Here is an 18,413-nt window from a genome sequence, read left to right on the forward strand (position 1 = left end):
ATATTTGCTTTATGAATTATCAGACCGTTTTACAGAATTATCATCCCACTGAACAGGGGGATTTCATGTTGAGATATGAGATAGGTGGCCGGGGATATGTCGTTTACTCACCGGAGAAGGATGCGTTGTCTTGTATTGAATTACATGGCTTTTCCGAGCTTACTCCTTGGCAATTGGCTTTTGTTCTTTCCTTGGATATGCAGCAGATGAAAGAACAGGACGAGCTTTCTCTCTTCGTATGTTGTAAGCGAGAAAAGCTCTTGTCTTATCTTTTCGATGTGGAGGAAAGCGAAACCGTCTTGAAGACAAAGCACGTGTCCGGTTGGCAGGGCTATCTGATGATGGATATCCATAAGCCGGACAGGGTACGGAACGTGTTCCAGTTCCATCCGGAAACGAAAGAAGCCCGTTTGGTCTTTGATAACCGTTTATGTGTCGCTTCCCTTCGTGAGAAAGAAAAAGGAAAGCTCATCCATCTCTGTTGGAGTCCTTCTGTCTTTGCTGCCATCGATAAGGGAGGAGAGCGTACCGCACCGGCTTATCTGTTGGCTTCTGATGCTGCCTTGTTGCATGGGTATGCCATGAAACAGATTGCGGAATGCTTTGCCGGTACACCGGTTGAAGAACGGGTTATCGGTATTCATGTAGGGGATAATGTCTATGAGGCCTTGTCTTTTGTGTGCTATTACGTCCGTAACGTGCAGGATGAATATTTGGTTATTCCTGAGCGGAAAGATGGGATGGTGATTCTTGAAACCCCGAAATGGAATCCGATACGCCAGGCTAACTTCGTGGCTTCACTGAACAAGATGGCGGTTGACCAGGCGAAGAAACGCTATCCGGAAATGGAGGTTCCGAATGAACGGCCATTCACGTGCCTCTCTTTTGCCCGGAAGTCTTTCGTCTATTTCCCGGATCTGAAGGTGTATCAGGAGGTGTTCTTGAAGATGTATTTGGGGTTGGTGAGGTTACAGGAGGTGCATTTGCTGGGGTAAGGAACAATTGCAGTGCTGCTTATAAAATAGTGGCACTACTATTGTTAGAGTACTTCTATCATTCCTTTGGTTACGGCATCGGCCAGTAGTCTTTTTACAATCCTGCCACTGGGAGGATTGGTTATCCCAAGCGTTATCTCAACCCTGTTTGATAGAGGATGATAGTGCAGGTATTGGAGGATTTCATCTTCAATAGTCATGTTATAATTCTTTTATCGGGACAATTTTGCCTGATATTTATGCTTTTGTTTATTGTTCTGTCCCGATAGAGATTATTTTGGATGGACAAAGAAACGCTATCCAGAAATGGAGGTTCCGAATGAACGGCCATTCATGTGCCTTTCTTTTGCTGGAAGTCTTTCGTCTATTTCCCGAGTCTGAAGGTGTATCTGGAGATGTTTTTGAAGATGTATTGGGAATTGGTGAGGTTACAAGAGGCGCATTTGTTGGAATAAGGAAAAGGGTGCATCTAATGCCCAATTTGAAAGGATCACCTGCTACAGATAACTGTAACAGGGATATTATCCTTAAAAAAGTGAGTTAGATACACCATTTTAAAGTGCTTCTGTTATTTCTTTGTTTACGGTGTTGGGGAATAATCTTTTTATTACTCAGTTATAGGGAAAATAGGTCTGATATTTATGTTTGGATTATATACTTTGAGGATAAGTGAAGAAAGATATCTGAAGGTGGATTCTTTTATTTAGAGTTCCTTTTAGAATAAGATTTCGCCAAACAGAAATATATTTAGAATTGTTTCTCATAAACCTCAATGCTGCAACATTGAAGTCCAATCTGTAAGCTTGATATCTTATACATTTATTCTTATTTCCAACTTTTCATATAGCACAACTGCCTTTATCAGAGGCAGATTCTCCTTGCAGAACCATGGAAAATCGATACATCTGAAATCGACATGGCTCTCCTCCAGCAGATTGAGAAAACGGATGTCGTCTATCATCCCTTTTAAGGAAACGAACAGGAGAGGTATCTTTTTTCTTTGGCAAAAAAATAGCGCCTTCTGTAGTTCCGCATATGCGATGGCTTGTTCATCCTTGCTAGTGGAATCATTTCTCTTGTCAAAAAAAGACAACTGGACTTTTAATGAATTATGTTGTTGGAGGTATTCCGCCAGCTGTTGCTGTGCTTCAGGAGAGCTGGCATCTCCATACAGTATTATATCACTATATTGCTTCATATCGGGTATTTGTTCCGGTTGTACGCTCCTTTTTTCCAAAGGCACCCCTGCATATTCTTTCAATAGATGCTGCTTCGTGATCTTTCGGGGTTTCTCAACGGAGTAGAATGCATATCTGAATATAAACTGAGTCCCTTTCTTCTGTACGGATTCCTGTTCCAGGAAAAAAGAATTCAGGCGTATCTTGTTTTCTTGAAGGATATGTTTGGGAATATCTTCCTGATAGATATCGGTCATGTATTGAAGGATGGTCTTTTTCATTAGAAAAATCAATGAAAAGGTTCATTACCAGTATTTATAATAAGTTTTTCCAACCCATTAATTTTTGCGTAATGCTGTTTCTGCGGTTTAGAATCTGAAAACGAAGCTACTTTCGCAAGATCCTGTGTCCGGTATATATACTTACTTACATATGGATAGTGATATTTTATCATTTTACCGGCAAATACATTCCGAATGTTTTCCACATTGAGTACAATCTTGATCTTGTTGATAATAATCAATGCTATAGATTATCATTTCTTTTTCAATATGGATATCAGGTTGCCTAATTGAGGTTCGATAACTTTCTTGTAAACCAACTTCATTCTTTTGTCAGAGGTTTTAACGAAGGATTTTACCATTTATAGTCAAATTGTTCAATGTCTTCTTCTGCAAGTAGATTTCCGGACTGCACCTCGATGAACGTCAATTCAGAGATAGCCCTGACTGCATGTTTAACACCTTTCTTGATTGTAATCGTATCGCCTCTGCTGATAACCGACCTGATATCATCGAGTACCAGTTCTCCCTCGCCGTCGATAAACGTCCAGACTTCATCGCGATGGCGGTGTACCTGATAGCTGATACTCTTACCGGATTTGATTTTCAGTTGCTTGGTAAGTGATTTGTAACCGTCGGAAAACTCGGCGGTATCGACAACTTTGTATTCACCCCAGCGACGTTCTTCGAACATTGGCCGATGTTGTAGGCAGTCAGCGTAAGTTTTGATGTTCTCGCTTTTATCTTTGTCCGAAATTAGGATTCCATCATTTGATGCTGCGATAACTAGATTCCGTGTGCCAATGCACATGATTGGCAGTCCAAGTTCGTTGATGACGTGGGTATTTTCGGATTCTTCATCCATGACAACATTGCCCATGGTGTGTTCCGATAGTTCATCAGTCAACGTATTCCATGTACCAAGGTCTTTCCACTCTCCGGCAAAAGGTACGACGGCTACCGACTGCGCTTTTTCAGCGACTTCGTAGTCAAAACTGATTTTCGGAAATTCCCCATAGCGAGAACGAATTTCTGAAAAAGTGTCGGTTTTGATGTGTCGGGTTACAATATCTGTCATATACCCCAACCGAAAAGCGAATACGCCTCCGTTCCAGAAAGCACCCTCTGAAATAAGTTTCTCGGCAGTTATCATATCTGGCTTTTCCGTAAAGCGTGATACTTGAAATATTCCTTTGTTCTGTACATCATTGACTGGCACTACATATCCGTATTTTGCTGACGGATATGTGGGGTTAATTCCCATCAATACTAGTTCGGCTACATTGTTTTTCACTGCATCCGCTATCCTGCGAATCGTTTCAAAATAACCTGTTTCGGTATAAGGGTCGCAAGGCATGACGATTATAATCTCATCGGTGGAACATTTTCGTTTGTAGGCCAAATACGAGCTTGCGAGAGCGATAGCCGGGAATGTATCGCGACGCTCCGGTTCCGTAACTACAGGAATCTCTTCTCCAAGCTGGTTGATGATGATATCCCGTTGTGACTGGCTTGTTGCCACAGTAATCGAATCACAGATGCCGGTTTCTCGTAATTGCCGTACCACCCGCTGCACCATCGACTCTTTCGAGCCATCGGGCGCAGTCAACAGTTTGATAAATTGTTTTGACCGTGTATTATTGGAAAGCGGCCATAGGCGTTTACCAGAACCGCCGGATAACAGTATGATTTGCATAGATGTTATTTAATTCGATTTTTAATTTGCCGATAGTATTCTTCAAGCATCAATTTCCAAAATTTATTGCGTTCGTAACGTGATGTAATCATTGCCCTTGCATTCTTTGCCATTCTTTTTACCTCATTAGGATTATCCAAAAAATATTTCATGGCTTTATACAATGCGTGTTCGTCTTGTGGTGGAACAATTATTCCATTTTTGTTTTGAACAATTATTTCATTACAACCATTGATATCTGTAACGATTTGTGGTAATTCCAAGGCCCCAGCTTGCATGACAACATTAGGGAAACCTTCACGATAGGAGGGAAAAACAAAAGCCTCACACCCCATTAGATAGGGACGAACATCTTGTTGAAAGCCGACAAACTCAATGTGAGAATTTGTGCTAATCTCTTGTTTTACCCAATCATCAACCGGATAAAGGTTTTCTTCCATAAAGCCGATTAAACGTAATCCTATGTTAGGATAATCTTTCTGTAATCGAATAAAAGAAGCTACTAATTCATTGATTCCTTTCTCATAAAATATACGACCTACAAAACCAAACGTGAAATCGAAAGTTGAAATCTTAATATCTTGTGTAGCATTTCGCGAATAGAATGCCGTATCAATTCCATTTGAACCACCATTACCGATAACAAGCATTTTTTTAGGATTGCCGATCCCCATTGAACAAATAATATCACACATCTTTTGTGAATTGGGATATACATTTGTGGCACAAGCGTAAGTTAACCGTTCCGTAAAACGAAGAATTTGTTTTTTTATGCCCGTAGCCGTCGTCAATGGGAAGCCTGTTACCGTGTGCATACGGATCGGCACACGTGCTATCCATGCTGCTAACATACCCAAAAGACCAGCTTTGGGGGTGTGCGAGTGAACAATAGTCGGCTTCTCTTTGATAAAAAGTTTTACCAATTGGAAAAGAGTTATTAAATCGAAAATCGGATTTATGGCTCTTGACATTTTTACCGGAATACAACGTGCCTGTTGCTTCTGTAATTCCTCCCAACCTTCTCCTTTAGGGGCAACGGCAATGACATCGAAATATGCGGAAAAATAATTCAATTGACCTTGAAGTTGCCGGACTTGAAAATAAGCTGAATTTGTTATTTTGAATAATTTCTTTTTTTTCATTGAAAAGATTTTATTTTTTTTGCAGGAACTCCCCCATAAATAGAGAATGAGTCAACACTTTTATTAACCAAACTATTTGCGCCTATTATACATCTTGTATCAATGTGAACTCCACATAAAATCCTCACTCCACAACCAATCCATACATCATCATGGATAACTACCGTTTTTTTTAGGATTTCATTATATTTAATAGGTAAATTAAAATCAGAATAAGTGTGAGTACTTGTTAGTATTGAACTTGAATGGGCAATAGACACATTATTTCCGATCATCAATCCTCCGCTACATTCAAAATAACACATCGGATGAATACTGATATTATCTCCCAGTTCTAGTTTCTCTATGTTAGATATATATACATTTTCTTTAATTACAACATTATCACCGCATTTTTTTGCTAGATTTTTCACCAATATGTATCTAATCACAATACCAACTTTTCCTCCAATACCTCTTAAACTTACAAATAAAAAATTATTAAGTTTCCTAGGAAGATATGAATCTACTATAACGAATACCTTAATTAATGGTTTAATCCGTTTAAATAAAGTTCTACCGCTTAGATCCGACATGTCTAATATCTATATAATTGTTTTTTTTATCTTTCATATGAAACAAATAGCCAATAGGCATAAAAATAATATAACTAGAAATTCCTATTTGTTTTATTTTATTTTTCATTTTCAATTTAGAGCAAGGAGCAAAACGCCAGTAATTTATATGAGCTTTTATTTTTTTTAAATATGGAATATCTAGTGATGCCATTTCTGAATAAATTCTCATGGCATAATTAGGTGAATTCATTCTGTTTTTGATTGATGAAACAGATAAACCGTCTGATAAATACTCTGCGATGTATATTTTTTCATTAAAAAATAACATAAGGTAATTTTTTCCAATACGGTTTAGAACCAAACTTTCTGCACAAAATTTTTCTCCGGGTATATCGTCAAATAAATAATTTCTCAGGACTGATGTTTTAAAAACAAACGCAACATCCCCTTTTATATTTTTTATAATCCAATAGTTAATCCAAGAATCTTTTAAAATTTTCCATGTAACCTCTTTCCCTATACGAGAACCATCTGGAAAGCATTTCATACCACAAACTCCAGCAAATTTATCATTATTCTTTATATATTGATAATGAAAAACTATTCGTTCTATAGAGTCTTTTGTTAAATAGTCATCACTATCTACAATATAAAATAATTCTCCTTTTGCATGTAATACGCCATTGTTGATTGCTCTATGTTTTCCACCATTCTCTTGTTTGATGAAACGAATTAATATACGATCTTCATTTTGATAAGATTTTATAATTTCATCAATATCATCAGTGCTCCCATCGTCAACAATAATCCATTCAAAATTTTTATAGGTTTGAGACAACAAACTCTGATATAGATTTCCAATTAAATTCTTCCTATTATATACCGGTGTAAATACAGTAACTAAATCTTTCATAAAAATCTTTTTCTATTGTTTTGTATTTTATTTTATCCACATTACATAAGTGAACATATAATAACATAGAATAATCCATTTTATTCGTTCTCCCTGGTTATTTATTAAGTTATCTTTTAGCAAGGGATATATCAATACTATAGGATAAAGAAACCAAGATAGATAAGCAAATCTGTTATTATACGGTACATGAATGGTCAATAGCCAGAACGCATTACTTGCTATATAAGTATTAAATAAACGGATAAACAATTTGTCTTCGTAGCAATATGTATAGATATATTTCACTCCTGCGATAATGGGTATCAAACTATAAATAATGAAGTCCCAGCGAAATCCAATATTAGAGAACATTTGCTCCATGCCTTTATAAGACATATTCAAATATTCAGACATCCTTTTATCCTGTTCAAACCAAGGAATGTTTGTCAACAAAGTGGAGAAAGAATCACGTGCAACAAGCATAAGCAGGAAAAACGTTCCCCATAAGTATAAGTAGTGTTTGGGATTATTTGAAAGTCGGGTCAGCAAGAAACAGCCAATTGGCAACATGACGGATTGATGGAAAAGACATGCTATAATCCAAACAGGAATTCGTTTAATATCGTTGTTTGGAACAAGAAAAGAGAAGATAACTAACGATGTAGCTATTCCGTTACGCAGTCCATTTACTCCGTATCCCCAAAAACTCAAAGAACAAACGAACAACACTAGTGCTACAGCATATTGTTGTTTGAATCGTTTCTTTAAAGCAAAGAAAACAGGCAATATATATAATGAGCAAAGAACAAACCAATACCCTTTTAAATTGACGAGTTGTGAAAGCCAATAGGTAAGATACTCAAAACCAATATCTCTATCTCTTATAGCAACCGTACCATAGAAGGCTTTCTTTTGGAAAGCCATGGCATAAGCTGAAGTATCTCCAAAGTAGTGATAATCGGTCGGTCGGAAAGTTACATGAACATATACAATCAAGAGTAAAGCAAGGCTAAATATCTGGTTGTTGATATAAGGCTGTCTTACTGTTTCTGCCCTGACCGGTTGAATAGCGATGTAAACAACTAATAGCAGCAACAAGTTGTAATATAAGGCTATATATAGACTAATACTCATAAAATGACATCACAAATTTGGTCCACATAATGTTCCCACGTAATTTTAGCTTCTATGCGCCGACGTGCATTACGACCTTCATTTATAGCAAGAGATTTATCGTCGATTAACTTAATGAGTAAATTCTCCAATTCTTCGTGGGCGTCCTGATGTATCAACCAACCGCCATTATTCTCCTCGACAGCATCGGGAATGCCACCTGTACGAGTACCTATAACGGCGGTTCCACAAGCTTGCGCTTCGGCAAAAACAAGCCCGTATCCTTCTACATTCCTATTATCCGCTTCTTCACGTGTACAGAGAATGAATATATGCGAGGCTGAATAGAAATCGCAAAGTTTATTATCATCAATGAAACCTTCAAATGATACAATATCTGACAATCCTAAATCGGTAACCATCCGCTCAAGTGCACTCTTATATTTTCCTTTACCTCCGAGATGCAATCGCACTTGTTGCTTATACTTTGCCGGTAAAGAAGCTATCGTCCGGATAATAAAATCATGTCCTTTAAATTTTTCCAATCGAGAAATAGAACAGAGGTGTAGCAAGCCATCCTTATATTTTTCACAAGTAGGGCGAAAATGAATTGCATCAACCGCTAACGGAATAGCGATTGTTTTAGCATTTGGAGAACAATGTTTTACTAATGTCTCTGTATAATGACTGTTAGCAATCACGCAAGAGGCGTTTCTTAGTATAAAACGTCGATAAGTAGGCCAAATACAGCGTCGGAAAAAACTCTTTCCGGCAAGATATTCGGCTCCATGTGCCAATATATAGGTTTCTCTGTTTGACAATAGAGACAGCATTCCCTCTGGATGATAATTCCCGGTAATTACAATATCACCGGGAACAGTTTTTTTGCGTAAATACTTCAATGTACGCAACTCCAATATTCCTCTTCTTCCATGCAATCTCACCACATTATTATCCTCCTCTGCATCGGTAGAAGTACTTTGGGGACAAATGACTGTAACATTCAGTCCTTTTTTCTCTAAATATTTTTTCAGTTCAAAACAAAGCCTTGCAATACCACCATTACTTGGTGGATAATCATAGGTTACAATAAAAATGTGTTTGTTAGATGTTTGCATAATGAGTATATTTAGGAGTTAGTTTTCCTTTTTTATAACCTTCTTTATAAGTTTTTGCAAAAAGTCTAAACAGTCCGGGATTGCGGTAAGTAAAAGCGTATGATGCAACAAGACGCAACAAATAGATGTAAGCAGTCGGCCTATGATACCATTTGAGATGACGGCTAATCAATAAAGCCCGGTTATGTACTAATGAAGCAATATAGCGATTGATATCCAGAACCCTGCAACCGCCTGTATCAGCAGCCAAGTGCCATACATGAGCATCATAATTAAAAAAAACTTTGTATCCAAGTTCCTTTACTCGTAAACATATTTCGGTTTCTTCATATAGAGCAGCTCCATAATTCAAATATTCATCAACACCACCAACTTCTAAAAATATGTCTTTTTTTATGCTATAATTTCCACCTCCGCCATGATCTACATATTCTTTATGATTAATGTGGAATCCCCGTTCTGGAGTTGCCGTATAGAAATGGAACTTGCCTACATTTTTCGATTTGGGATTATTCTTATATTTTTCTGTAATTCCCCCTGCCACTACTGCGATATCAGGTTGTGACAAGAACTTGTAATGCTCTTTGAGCAGGTTGCAGTCACACTCGATATCATCATCTAGAAATAGGATGTAGGCGTATTGTGTGTGTTGCACACCGAAATTACGAGCTTCAGGTAGCCCTCTAAATTCAGTCACATGATAGTACTTAATCAATGTATCACTATCTTTTGCACGACTATACATAGTACTGTCAATGGCTGCCGATTGGTCTACAATAATTATTTCATACGGCTCCCCAAAATCTTGCTCTATTAAGCAATCAACTGTACTTGCCAGATAATCAGCCCGATTAAGTGTGGGCAAAATAATGCTTATCCCTTTTTGCATAAGGCGTTTATGAATAATATGAATCAAGAGTTAAGAAATTAATCACTTCGTTTAGGAATTATACTCTATCAGAAATTTCACTATAATGAAGCATTTCTATATTTTACGTAGTTGTACTGAAATGTTTGACTTTCTTCAAGATGGCAATACAAAAAAAGCCTTAACTCCCCTTCGTATGAATATGTGATTTTATAAATAAAAAGTCCGTTTAAATTTTCTAATAAAGCAGTTGAGTTAGGATTCTTCTACATGATGTTTGGAGCTATCTCTTATAACTCGATTGTAAAATTCGATGTTTTGTGCCACTATCTCGTTGGTGTTGAATCTAGCAGTTGCATTTAGATAAGCCCTGTCGGCTTGTTCACACCTATAAATGGGATTCGAGATTAGCCGTTGCAAAGCCTCTGCAAATTCATCGATACGTTTCACCCTGCATTTGCAAACACAGTTACTGTCTCCTATAATCTCTTGAAAACAATCGATATCGGAACAAACAATTGCCTTCCGCAGTAACATTGCCTCCAGTAAGACCAAACCGAAAGTTTCTGCATGGCTTGGAAATATGCAAATATCGGCACTGTTAGCGTATGACATAGTCTTGTCATAAGGTAAGCGACCTAAATACGATACACAACCGATCGATTGCTTTGAAAAGAGAGATTTGCATTTTTCCCATGTCGAAGAACCATTCACTACTGCATCCTGTCCGATGAGAATGAGTTTGACATTGTCGTTTTGCTCGCATATCCTGTTGAAAATAAGAGGCAAATCAAGTACCCCCTTTTTCTCAACAATTGTCCCCCAATAAAGTATCGTTATTGTATTTTTGTTCATGTCACTAGATGAAAGAGGGGGCATGTTTATATCCACAGGATTATATATTACACATTTTCTCTTATTCGAAGACAGACTGAATAATTTATCCGTCAGGTCGAGAGCCTGTCGGCTAACTCCTATATAGGCATCAGAATTACGCAAAGCATTATATTCCATAAGCCGTACGTTCCATGGAGTTTTGTTTCCAGACAAATGATCGAAATACACATTTGAACCATGTAATCTTGTAACTACTGGTACAGATAAACTACAAAAAGCCAAAGGTCCCTCCCAGTCGATAGATTCAACGAGGTCGATGCCAATCTTTGCCACTAATAGATTTAACTTTTTATTTAGATACCTTCTATTGATAAAAGAAGAAAATGGAGACTTATGAGGCTGGTTTATAGGTATCACAGATATACCATCGTCCCACACAGTTTCTGTAAACTTATTGCCCCAATACACAACTGATACCTTCACACCAGTCTCACTCTTAACGATAAGATGAGACAAATGTTTGATAAAAATTCCGATTCCGCCACATTTCATACCCAATATCGGATATTCTGTAGTTAAAAACGCTATATGCATCTCTATTGTATTTTTTGGAAAATATCAATGAAAGATTTTGTTTGTTGCGATGCCAAGTAACGGCGGCAATATTCTTTGTTTGCCGTCATTGGAAATTTTTCGCTAAATACTTGTTTGATGACAGTAACACCTTGCTGAGGAGTATCTATAAAAATACCTATGCCTGCTTTTATCAATTCGGTTCGTGCTTCGCTAGTCATGGGCACCATTGCTAATACAGGCACTTGTAATGCGATATAATCGACCATTTTTGCGAAATTAGTCCACCATAAAGCCGTGTGTCCGGGAATAAGTACTGCTGCTTTTGCATTAACTATCAATTCATACAATTTACGCTGCGGTACATGATTGATATATTCCACGTTGTTACAGATTCCCAAATCATTGACAAATTCTTCCGTTTGTTTTTGATTGATATTCTTATTACCCACAATTTTAAGGGTGCAACCCTTGCCTTTTAATTCCTTAGAATTGACAGCTTCGGCAAATATTTTCAAGAAATTATCTTTATATTCATGGAGGTATTCACCCACGAATATTATATAATTCTCTTTTTCTCTATTTTGAAAAGAAGGCAAATAATCATCATCTACTCCAGTTGGAATAAAATATGATTTATTTGAGTATCGTCCCTCATATAAATCATTAAATATATTCAGGTATGCTCCCGACAGACCAGTAATAGCATCAGCGTATTTAAAAGTATCTTGTTCAATTTTCTTTTGCTTGGCAAAAACAGGAAAATAATCAGAATACATTCGCTTAGCGTATGTGGTAGGATCCCTGAAATCAGCAACCCATTTTACTCCGGTTAGATGTTTAAGTCGCATACCGATTCTATTTGAGGTAAAAGGCAGGCAAGTGGTATATATGATAGATATATCATGTTCTTTAATTATTTTTCGTCCCATCCTCACGGCACTTCTTTCCCAGAATCTAAAGCGGTCGGGAACTTGAATCCATCGGTCTAGTATATATTTATAAAACTTACCGAATAAAGATTGCTTGTTAGAGGTGACTGTATCCGTGCTTTTTGACTGTGCACCAATAGTTTTTGCTTTGGCTGTAATGGCTTTGAGTGAAGTATCTTCTCCTCCAAGCAACATTCTAAGGCCGCGCAATGTCGGTTCTATATAATTGGCTTGATAAATAGGCACGTCTTGGACTTCGTCCAACAAATCAGGATCTTCTAAATATAGATAATTACGATTAACCGTCAGTACTATCGGATTCCAACCTGTACGTTTAAGATATTTTACAAGTTTAAATGCCCTAAATACCGCAGCATGAGTCTGTGGCGGAAAAAAAGGAGTAATTATAAGTATGTTTTTATTCATCGTTTTAATTTGTTTAAAATCAATGCTTTTACTTTTTTCTTATTTTCTTTGTCTAATAGCACATAATAGGACAGAACAACCAATATTATTGAAGAACTAAGAGCCACGATAATCACTCTTGTAAAGGACTCAACCAAGATATGTTGTATGAGTAGGATTGCGGTAAAAGAAGGAATACTTATGAAAAGATTCACTACCATCGTTGTGAAGAAAAAACGTATCGGTTTGAAATCTTCAACATAATGATGGAGTGTATATGAGCAAACGATATAAATCAATAATGTGCTCACTATAGGCAATCCAAAAGCCCAAGTCAAGCCGATACCTTTACTAAACAATAACCAAAGTATCGGAATGACTGATAATGATACTGTCCCCGCCATAAATGAATAAAATTTCAAACGTCCGACAGCTTGTATTCCAATATATATAATATTATTATTCAATGATATGAAGCTTGAGACTATCAATAAAATACAGAATTCAATTGTATATGGAGGAACTTCCACGAGCCATAAATTCATTACATAATGTATTTCAGAGATAAAAGGAATAGCAACCAACAGATATAACACATTTGCCAAACAAGTAGTTTGCTTTAGTAATTGTATCATGGCATTGAAATCGGTCAATGCGTATTGCTTTATAATTTGCGGCCTCGAAGCCATTACCAAATTGGTTGATACTTGTTCAATCATCAGTTGCACAGTTGTTGCCAATCCGGCTGCGGCATTAACAGCTGTACTGCCAAATATATTAAGCAACATATTTGTTCCCTGTTGACGAGTAGTAAAGCAAATATTGGAATAAAGATTCCATCCTGAAAAGCTAAACAGAGAACGGCCGATAACCTTATTCCATTCCCAATTAATCCGGCATTCGTCATAATGCCTAATGCAATAAATGCGATATGTCATTGCAATCAAGAATGAAGATAAGAGCATAAGTCCTCCATATAAAATGAGCTTATCACATACTGTAATAAGTAGAAGTGTAGCGATCAGCAACTTCAACAGTGATCCAACAATTTCCACAATAGCATACACGTCCATTTTTTCGTGCGAAATAAGAGTCGCATTGTATGGAACTTGAGTGATGCTGACCATTGAGGAAATTATTGAAAATTGATACACCCAAACAGCTGCACTCATTCTCTCATCTGGAATGTTCAATTTTTCGAATAACAGCCAAAGTCCGACCGTTTCAGCCAAAAACAAGACTATAATTGCAATTCCTATATGTAATATAAAGGCTGTATTGAATGTTTGTTGGAGTTGTCGAGGGTCATTTTTGGCAAGTTCGACTGTAAGAAAGCGTGAAGTCGCTCCACTCATCGTTACATTCAAAAAGCTAAATAGGACAACAATACCGCCGACAAGTCCATAAATGCCATAATCATCTACACCAAGTGCATTTAACACGATCCGTGATGTATATAGTGATACAATCATGGACAGCAACATACGTGCATAAAGTGCCACTGTATTCTTGAATATTTTTTTATTATTTACGGACGATGTCTTATTCATAGCAAGCTTATGATCTTCCTAATACAGACGGAATGTATCTTTTTATTAAGGTTGTCGCAAAATAGCATATTGCAACAATGAGTGCAAATTCCAATATGGTCCAACTGTAGTTTACAAGATGTAACTTATTGCGCACGATCCAGAATGTATCTACAAATAATATATGTAGCCCCAATAATGCCAAACTGTTAATTCCACACCAAATCAATATTTTATCCAATGGAATAAGTTTCAGCTTTCTCGAATTAAAATATGAATTGATAAACCAATAAAAATTCATAATAAAAACCATTGAAAGCAACAATAGATGCAATGGAAAATTGTTTGATTTTAAGTCAACGTAAGAGGGAAATAGAACGATGAAAACAATGGCGATAATAAGCAAGAATAATGAGTATATCGGTGAAACCTTCATGCCGTACCATTTGTTCCGCATGAAGCAAAAACCAAGATGGTAATAAATCAAGGTAGACATTGTTGTGTCAATAAAATATGGCAAATCAATGTTATTAGCATTTAACCAATATCCTACTCCATATAATAATATACATAATGCGCTGATTGTTAATGCTTTATTGTAGGGGTGATTTTATGTATCAATAAATAAACGAATGAAACCTCGAACAAACAAATTAAAAACCAAATTACATGAAATAAAATAAAAGAGTTTTCATCACCGAGAAAACCATCAAACATACTCGTTACAGGGAGCGAGATCGCTTTTGCCCAATTATGAGTTTCGTTAAGTTTCAAAACGAACAAATATGCGAACAACAAAAAGGCAAAAAAGGCCCAAGGAATCAGTAATTGTCTGGTCTTTTTTGCAAAAAACTCTCTCAAACTGATTGGACGAAAGAAACAGCCTGACACAAAAAAGAAAAGGGGCATGTGAAAACTGTAAATAACGGTTTTCAACATGTAAGGGATTTGTATATGACCAAGGATGACCAATAAAATTCCTCCCCCTTTCAATATGTCAAAGGAGACAATCCGATTAGAGTCTACCATCTACAACGTTTTTTTCAAAGATAGCTTTAACATCGAATATGACGTGTTGAGCATTTAGTAACGTTTTTACATCAAAGCCTATAAACTGTTCGTGTGCTACAGCTATAATTGCCGCATCGAATTTCTTATCCAAAGGATGTTGGTTCGTTACCGAGATTCCATATTCTCGCATAACTATATCAGGATTGGCCCAAGGATCATATACGGTGATATGTACGTTATACTCTCGCAAAGCATTGTAAATATCTATAACCTTTGTGTTCCGCACATCAGGACAGTTTTCTTTAAAAGTAAACCCTAATATGAGGATATGAGAGTTGAGCACCTGTATTCCTTTCTTCAGCATCAATTTCGCAACTTGGTTGGCCACATATTCCCCCATACCGTCGTTCATTCGGCGACCGGCTAAGATTATCTCAGGATTATAACCGTGACGTTGTGCACATTGAGCCAAATAATACGGATCAACTCCAATGCAATGGCCTCCAACCAGCCCAGGCTTAAATGGCAGGAAATTCCATTTGGTAGAAGCTGCTTCCAGTACATCCTGTGTATCAATGCCCATTTTAGTAAATATCTTGGATAGCTCATTCACAAATGCGATATTGATATCACGCTGTGAGTTTTCTATTACTTTGGCTGCTTCCGCTACTTTCATCGTAGGAGCGAGATGTGTACCGGCGGTAATTACAGAAGCATATACCTCATTTACTTTCTTACCTATTTCAGGCGTAGAACCGGAAGTAACCTTTTTGATTTTTTCTACTGTATGAAGTTTATCTCCCGGATTTATACGTTCAGGGCTATAGCCAGCAAAGAAATCTTCATTAAATTTCAATCCGGACACTTTTTCCACAACCGGGATACATTCGTCTTCTGTAACACCTGGATAAACAGTAGATTCATACACCACAATATCCCCTTTGGAGATTACCTTACCAACAGTTGTGCTGGCACCGTAAAGCGGAGTCAAATCCGGATTGTTGTTTTTGTCTACCGGAGTGGGAACGGCAACTACATAAAAATTGTAATCACGGATTTCCTCTATATTGGCAGTACACTTAAAACCATTGGCAAGGGCAGATTGGAGTAGTTCATCTGACACTTCGAGTGTCGCATCATGACCTGCCATCAAAGCAGTCACACGAGCTTGGTTCATGTCAAAACCTATCGTTTTATACTTTGTCGAGAAAAGACGAGCCAAAGGGAGCCCTACGTAACCAAGACCAATTACGCAAATTTTAGTTTCATTCATAATTTCATCTGTTATTATTACTTTAAATATTCTTCCAATACCATTTGACAGCCTCTTTCAAACCGTCACGCATACTGTATTGAGGATTGTAACCTAAAAGGGATTTTGCTTTATCAATACATGCCAAGGAATGGGGAATATCCCCCAAGCGGTTGGGACCATGAATTATTTTCACGTTGGCAATTTCGGGGTCAAATTCACTCAAAAATTCTTTCAAGTAACCGACCAACTGGTTTAATGTGGTGCGTTCTCCGAAAGCAGTATTGTATACTTGGTTGGTTGCATTCGGATTTGTCGTGGTCATAGCCAGCATGTTCATTTGAATCACATTGTCTATATAAGTAAAATCGCGGCTATATTCACCATCTCCGTTAATGACAGGACTCTCATGAGCCATGAATTTCTTAACGAACAAAGGAATCACCGCAGCATATGCCCCGAATGGATCTTGACGACGACCGAAAACATTGAAATATCGTAAGCCGATACATTCCATTCCATAGGTTTTGGCAAACACATCGGCGTAAAGCTCGTTTACATACTTTGTTATGGCATAAGGCGAAAGCGGTTTACCAATCACATCTTCTACTTTGGGAAGAGACTGACTGTCTCCATATGTAGAAGAACTTGCTGCATATATAAAACGCTTTACATTGGCATCGCGAGCGGCTGTCAGCATATTTAAGAATCCCGATATATTAGTTTCATTTGTAGTTATAGGATCTTTGATAGAACGTGGAACTGAGCCTAATGCTCCTTCATGCATAACGTAATCTACATTTTCTACAGCTTTCTTACAATCGTTCAGATTCCGTATATCTCCTACGATAAGTTTAAACTTATTCGGATATCGTTGTAGAAATGGAAAAATGTTTTCAGGTTTACCTGTGGAAAAATTATCCAAACAGATTACATCATAGTCGTGAGCCAATAAATACTCACATAAATTGGAGCCGATGAATCCCGCTCCACCAGTAACTAAAACTTTTGTTAATGACATATGGATTGTTGTTTTATGTTGAAGTTGCAAGCCTATTGCTTGATAGGGGTGTAATGATTTATTTTAAGACTGGTTTGGATAAAAGAGAGATTGTGTGTATCTGCTCCAAGTCGATTGTTACAATTTCCATTGAATTCCAGCCTGTTGGATTTTTTTGTATGTATTTTATGCAAATCCACCTAGAGAGAAAAAGTTAAACAGAATCTACAGGTCTTAATAACCGATAATTATAATCTATTTAAACTATAACAGTCTGACTATCAATTAAACAGTTTTGTATATTTTTTGTAATACTCGTACAAATGAACTTTTGAAATATATTGTAATTGTGAATGTCCGTTCCTATATGAGTAATAGCCTTTTCTTTTAATAGCAGCATGGCTTTTTTCTTAATCCGGTTGCCATACATACCCGCTATTGACGGAAGATTGAACTGAAACTTCACTCCCATGTCTTTTAATTGTTGATAATCCGACTCACCCATATAAACATACCGTTCCGGATGGGCAAGAATGGGATAATAGCCTTTAGCCTTGATGCGGAGCAGAATGTTGTTCAATCCCATCGGAGGGTTAAAGTAGGAGGTTTCCACCAGTAGATGGTCACCGCTTTCACCCAAGGGCAGCAGATCGTTCTTTTCCAACCGTTCCTCGAAGAGGTTGTCAAGCATGTTCTCTGAGGCCAGATGCAGTTTTATCGGACCGCTATAGGTGGCTTGAAGTTCAGCGTAACGCTCCCGGAGGTGCAGTGTGGTGTTGGGCATATCTTCCATGATATGCGGTGTAAGCCATACGGATTTTATGCCCAACTCTTCATACAGGCGCAGTATTTCCAATGCTTCTTCCATCGTCTGCACACCGTCGTCCACACCCGGCAGAATGTGCGAGTGACAGTCGGTAAAATTCTTGAATATACCGCTATCTTTCAGCGATATACGTTTCCTGAATGGCCACACAATGATACGAGTATTTTTATATAAAACATTTTATTTTTTTTAATTAATAATCATC

Annotated in this window: 17 protein-coding genes; 1 reads left to right on the forward strand and 16 read right to left on the reverse strand. The window is 37.4% G+C overall.

Going from position 1 to position 18,413, the window contains the following annotated elements; genetic code table 11:
* Window positions 1-11: 11 nt before the first annotated feature.
* Window positions 12-995, forward strand: coding sequence for a hypothetical protein (locus tag RE317_RS14205; RefSeq protein ID WP_005868869.1), 984 nt, complete (start codon window positions 12-14; stop codon window positions 993-995).
* Between the two features lie 44 nt (window positions 996-1,039).
* Here RE317_RS14205 and RE317_RS14210 read toward each other — a convergent pair whose 3' ends face one another.
* The 16 genes from RE317_RS14210 to RE317_RS14285 all read right to left on the reverse strand — a co-directional run bounded on the left by RE317_RS14210 (window position 1,040) and on the right by RE317_RS14285 (window position 18,358).
* Window positions 1,040-1,195, reverse strand: a complete 156-nt coding sequence (locus RE317_RS14210) for a hypothetical protein (protein WP_005868867.1) — start codon at window positions 1,193-1,195, stop codon at window positions 1,040-1,042.
* A 611-nt stretch (window positions 1,196-1,806) separates the two neighbouring features.
* Window positions 1,807-2,454, reverse strand: a complete 648-nt coding sequence (locus RE317_RS14215) for a hypothetical protein (RefSeq protein WP_005868866.1) — start codon at window positions 2,452-2,454, stop codon at window positions 1,807-1,809.
* A gap of 355 nt (window positions 2,455-2,809) precedes the next feature.
* Window positions 2,810-4,150 carry a sugar phosphate nucleotidyltransferase gene (locus RE317_RS14220; protein ID WP_005868865.1) on the reverse strand — a complete coding sequence of 447 codons (1,341 nt, stop codon included), beginning with the start codon at window positions 4,148-4,150 and terminating at the stop codon, window positions 2,810-2,812.
* Between the two features lie 5 nt (window positions 4,151-4,155).
* Window positions 4,156-5,292 (reverse strand): glycosyltransferase family 4 protein, encoded by a 1,137-nt coding sequence (locus RE317_RS14225; protein WP_005868864.1) that lies wholly within the window; start codon window positions 5,290-5,292, stop codon window positions 4,156-4,158.
* A complete protein-coding gene (locus tag RE317_RS14230) occupies window positions 5,289-5,867 on the reverse strand; it encodes an acyltransferase (protein WP_005868863.1) in 579 nt (192 codons plus the stop codon). Before RE317_RS14230 ends, RE317_RS14225 begins: the two co-directional genes overlap by 4 nt.
* Window positions 5,848-6,762 carry a glycosyltransferase family 2 protein gene (locus RE317_RS14235; RefSeq protein ID WP_005868862.1) on the reverse strand — a complete coding sequence of 305 codons (915 nt, stop codon included), beginning with the start codon at window positions 6,760-6,762 and terminating at the stop codon, window positions 5,848-5,850. The genes RE317_RS14230 and RE317_RS14235 overlap by 20 nt, the downstream gene beginning before the upstream one ends.
* 27 nt (window positions 6,763-6,789) lie before the next feature.
* Window positions 6,790-7,878, reverse strand: a complete 1,089-nt coding sequence (locus RE317_RS14240; RefSeq protein WP_005868861.1) for an EpsG family protein — start codon at window positions 7,876-7,878, stop codon at window positions 6,790-6,792.
* Window positions 7,875-8,975, reverse strand: a complete 1,101-nt coding sequence (locus tag RE317_RS14245; protein ID WP_005868860.1) for a glycosyltransferase family 4 protein — start codon at window positions 8,973-8,975, stop codon at window positions 7,875-7,877. Before RE317_RS14245 ends, RE317_RS14240 begins: the two co-directional genes overlap by 4 nt.
* Window positions 8,962-9,864 carry a glycosyltransferase family 2 protein gene (locus RE317_RS14250; protein ID WP_005868858.1) on the reverse strand — a complete coding sequence of 301 codons (903 nt, stop codon included), beginning with the start codon at window positions 9,862-9,864 and terminating at the stop codon, window positions 8,962-8,964. Before RE317_RS14250 ends, RE317_RS14245 begins: the two co-directional genes overlap by 14 nt.
* 234 nt (window positions 9,865-10,098) lie before the next feature.
* Window positions 10,099-11,274 (reverse strand): glycosyltransferase family 4 protein, encoded by a 1,176-nt coding sequence (locus RE317_RS14255; protein WP_005868857.1) that lies wholly within the window; start codon window positions 11,272-11,274, stop codon window positions 10,099-10,101.
* A gap of 2 nt (window positions 11,275-11,276) precedes the next feature.
* A complete protein-coding gene (locus tag RE317_RS14260; RefSeq protein ID WP_005868855.1) occupies window positions 11,277-12,611 on the reverse strand; it encodes a glycosyltransferase in 1,335 nt (444 codons plus the stop codon).
* A complete protein-coding gene (locus tag RE317_RS14265; RefSeq protein WP_005868853.1) occupies window positions 12,608-14,140 on the reverse strand; it encodes a lipopolysaccharide biosynthesis protein in 1,533 nt (510 codons plus the stop codon). The genes RE317_RS14260 and RE317_RS14265 overlap by 4 nt, the downstream gene beginning before the upstream one ends.
* A 564-nt stretch (window positions 14,141-14,704) precedes the next feature.
* Complete coding sequence (locus tag RE317_RS14270) at window positions 14,705-15,148, reverse strand: acyltransferase family protein (protein WP_005868848.1); 444 nt, start codon at window positions 15,146-15,148, stop codon at window positions 14,705-14,707.
* A complete protein-coding gene (locus tag RE317_RS14275) occupies window positions 15,135-16,403 on the reverse strand; it encodes a nucleotide sugar dehydrogenase (RefSeq protein ID WP_005868845.1) in 1,269 nt (422 codons plus the stop codon). The genes RE317_RS14270 and RE317_RS14275 overlap by 14 nt, the downstream gene beginning before the upstream one ends.
* Window positions 16,404-16,425: 22 nt before the next feature.
* A complete protein-coding gene (locus RE317_RS14280; RefSeq protein WP_005868843.1) occupies window positions 16,426-17,403 on the reverse strand; it encodes an SDR family oxidoreductase in 978 nt (325 codons plus the stop codon).
* Between the two features lie 238 nt (window positions 17,404-17,641).
* Window positions 17,642-18,358: a tyrosine-protein phosphatase gene (locus RE317_RS14285; protein WP_005868841.1), complete on the reverse strand. Its 717-nt coding sequence runs from the start codon at window positions 18,356-18,358 to the stop codon at window positions 17,642-17,644.
* Window positions 18,359-18,413: the final 55 nt, after the last annotated feature.

Source organism: Phocaeicola sp. GP0067, assembly GCF_031119655.1.
In the GTDB taxonomy this organism is placed as follows: Bacteria; Bacteroidota; Bacteroidia; order Bacteroidales; family Bacteroidaceae; genus Phocaeicola; species Phocaeicola vulgatus.

Excerpts from the sequence above, each read along its gene's own strand:
- RE317_RS14205 (WP_005868869.1), top strand. The coding sequence starts at position 12 with ATGAATTATCAGACCGTTTTACAGAATTATCATCCCACTGAACAGGGG.
- RE317_RS14235 (WP_005868862.1), bottom strand. The coding sequence starts at position 6,762 with ATGAAAGATTTAGTTACTGTATTTACACCGGTATATAATAGGAAGAAT.
- RE317_RS14240 (WP_005868861.1), bottom strand. The coding sequence starts at position 7,878 with ATGAGTATTAGTCTATATATAGCCTTATATTACAACTTGTTGCTGCTA.
- RE317_RS14280 (WP_005868843.1), bottom strand. The coding sequence starts at position 17,403 with ATGTCATTAACAAAAGTTTTAGTTACTGGTGGAGCGGGATTCATCGGC.
- RE317_RS14215 (WP_005868866.1), bottom strand. The coding sequence starts at position 2,454 with ATGAAAAAGACCATCCTTCAATACATGACCGATATCTATCAGGAAGAT.
- RE317_RS14265 (WP_005868853.1), bottom strand. The coding sequence starts at position 14,140 with ATGAATAAGACATCGTCCGTAAATAATAAAAAAATATTCAAGAATACA.
- RE317_RS14260 (WP_005868855.1), bottom strand. The coding sequence starts at position 12,611 with ATGAATAAAAACATACTTATAATTACTCCTTTTTTTCCGCCACAGACT.
- RE317_RS14225 (WP_005868864.1), bottom strand. The coding sequence starts at position 5,292 with ATGAAAAAAAAGAAATTATTCAAAATAACAAATTCAGCTTATTTTCAA.
- RE317_RS14220 (WP_005868865.1), bottom strand. The coding sequence starts at position 4,150 with ATGCAAATCATACTGTTATCCGGCGGTTCTGGTAAACGCCTATGGCCG.
- RE317_RS14245 (WP_005868860.1), bottom strand. The coding sequence starts at position 8,975 with ATGCAAACATCTAACAAACACATTTTTATTGTAACCTATGATTATCCA.
- RE317_RS14275 (WP_005868845.1), bottom strand. The coding sequence starts at position 16,403 with ATGAATGAAACTAAAATTTGCGTAATTGGTCTTGGTTACGTAGGGCTC.
- RE317_RS14210 (WP_005868867.1), bottom strand. The coding sequence starts at position 1,195 with ATGACTATTGAAGATGAAATCCTCCAATACCTGCACTATCATCCTCTA.
- RE317_RS14255 (WP_005868857.1), bottom strand. The coding sequence starts at position 11,274 with ATGCATATAGCGTTTTTAACTACAGAATATCCGATATTGGGTATGAAA.
- RE317_RS14250 (WP_005868858.1), bottom strand. The coding sequence starts at position 9,864 with ATGCAAAAAGGGATAAGCATTATTTTGCCCACACTTAATCGGGCTGAT.
- RE317_RS14230 (WP_005868863.1), bottom strand. The coding sequence starts at position 5,867 with ATGTCGGATCTAAGCGGTAGAACTTTATTTAAACGGATTAAACCATTA.
- RE317_RS14270 (WP_005868848.1), bottom strand. The coding sequence starts at position 15,148 with ATGGTAGACTCTAATCGGATTGTCTCCTTTGACATATTGAAAGGGGGA.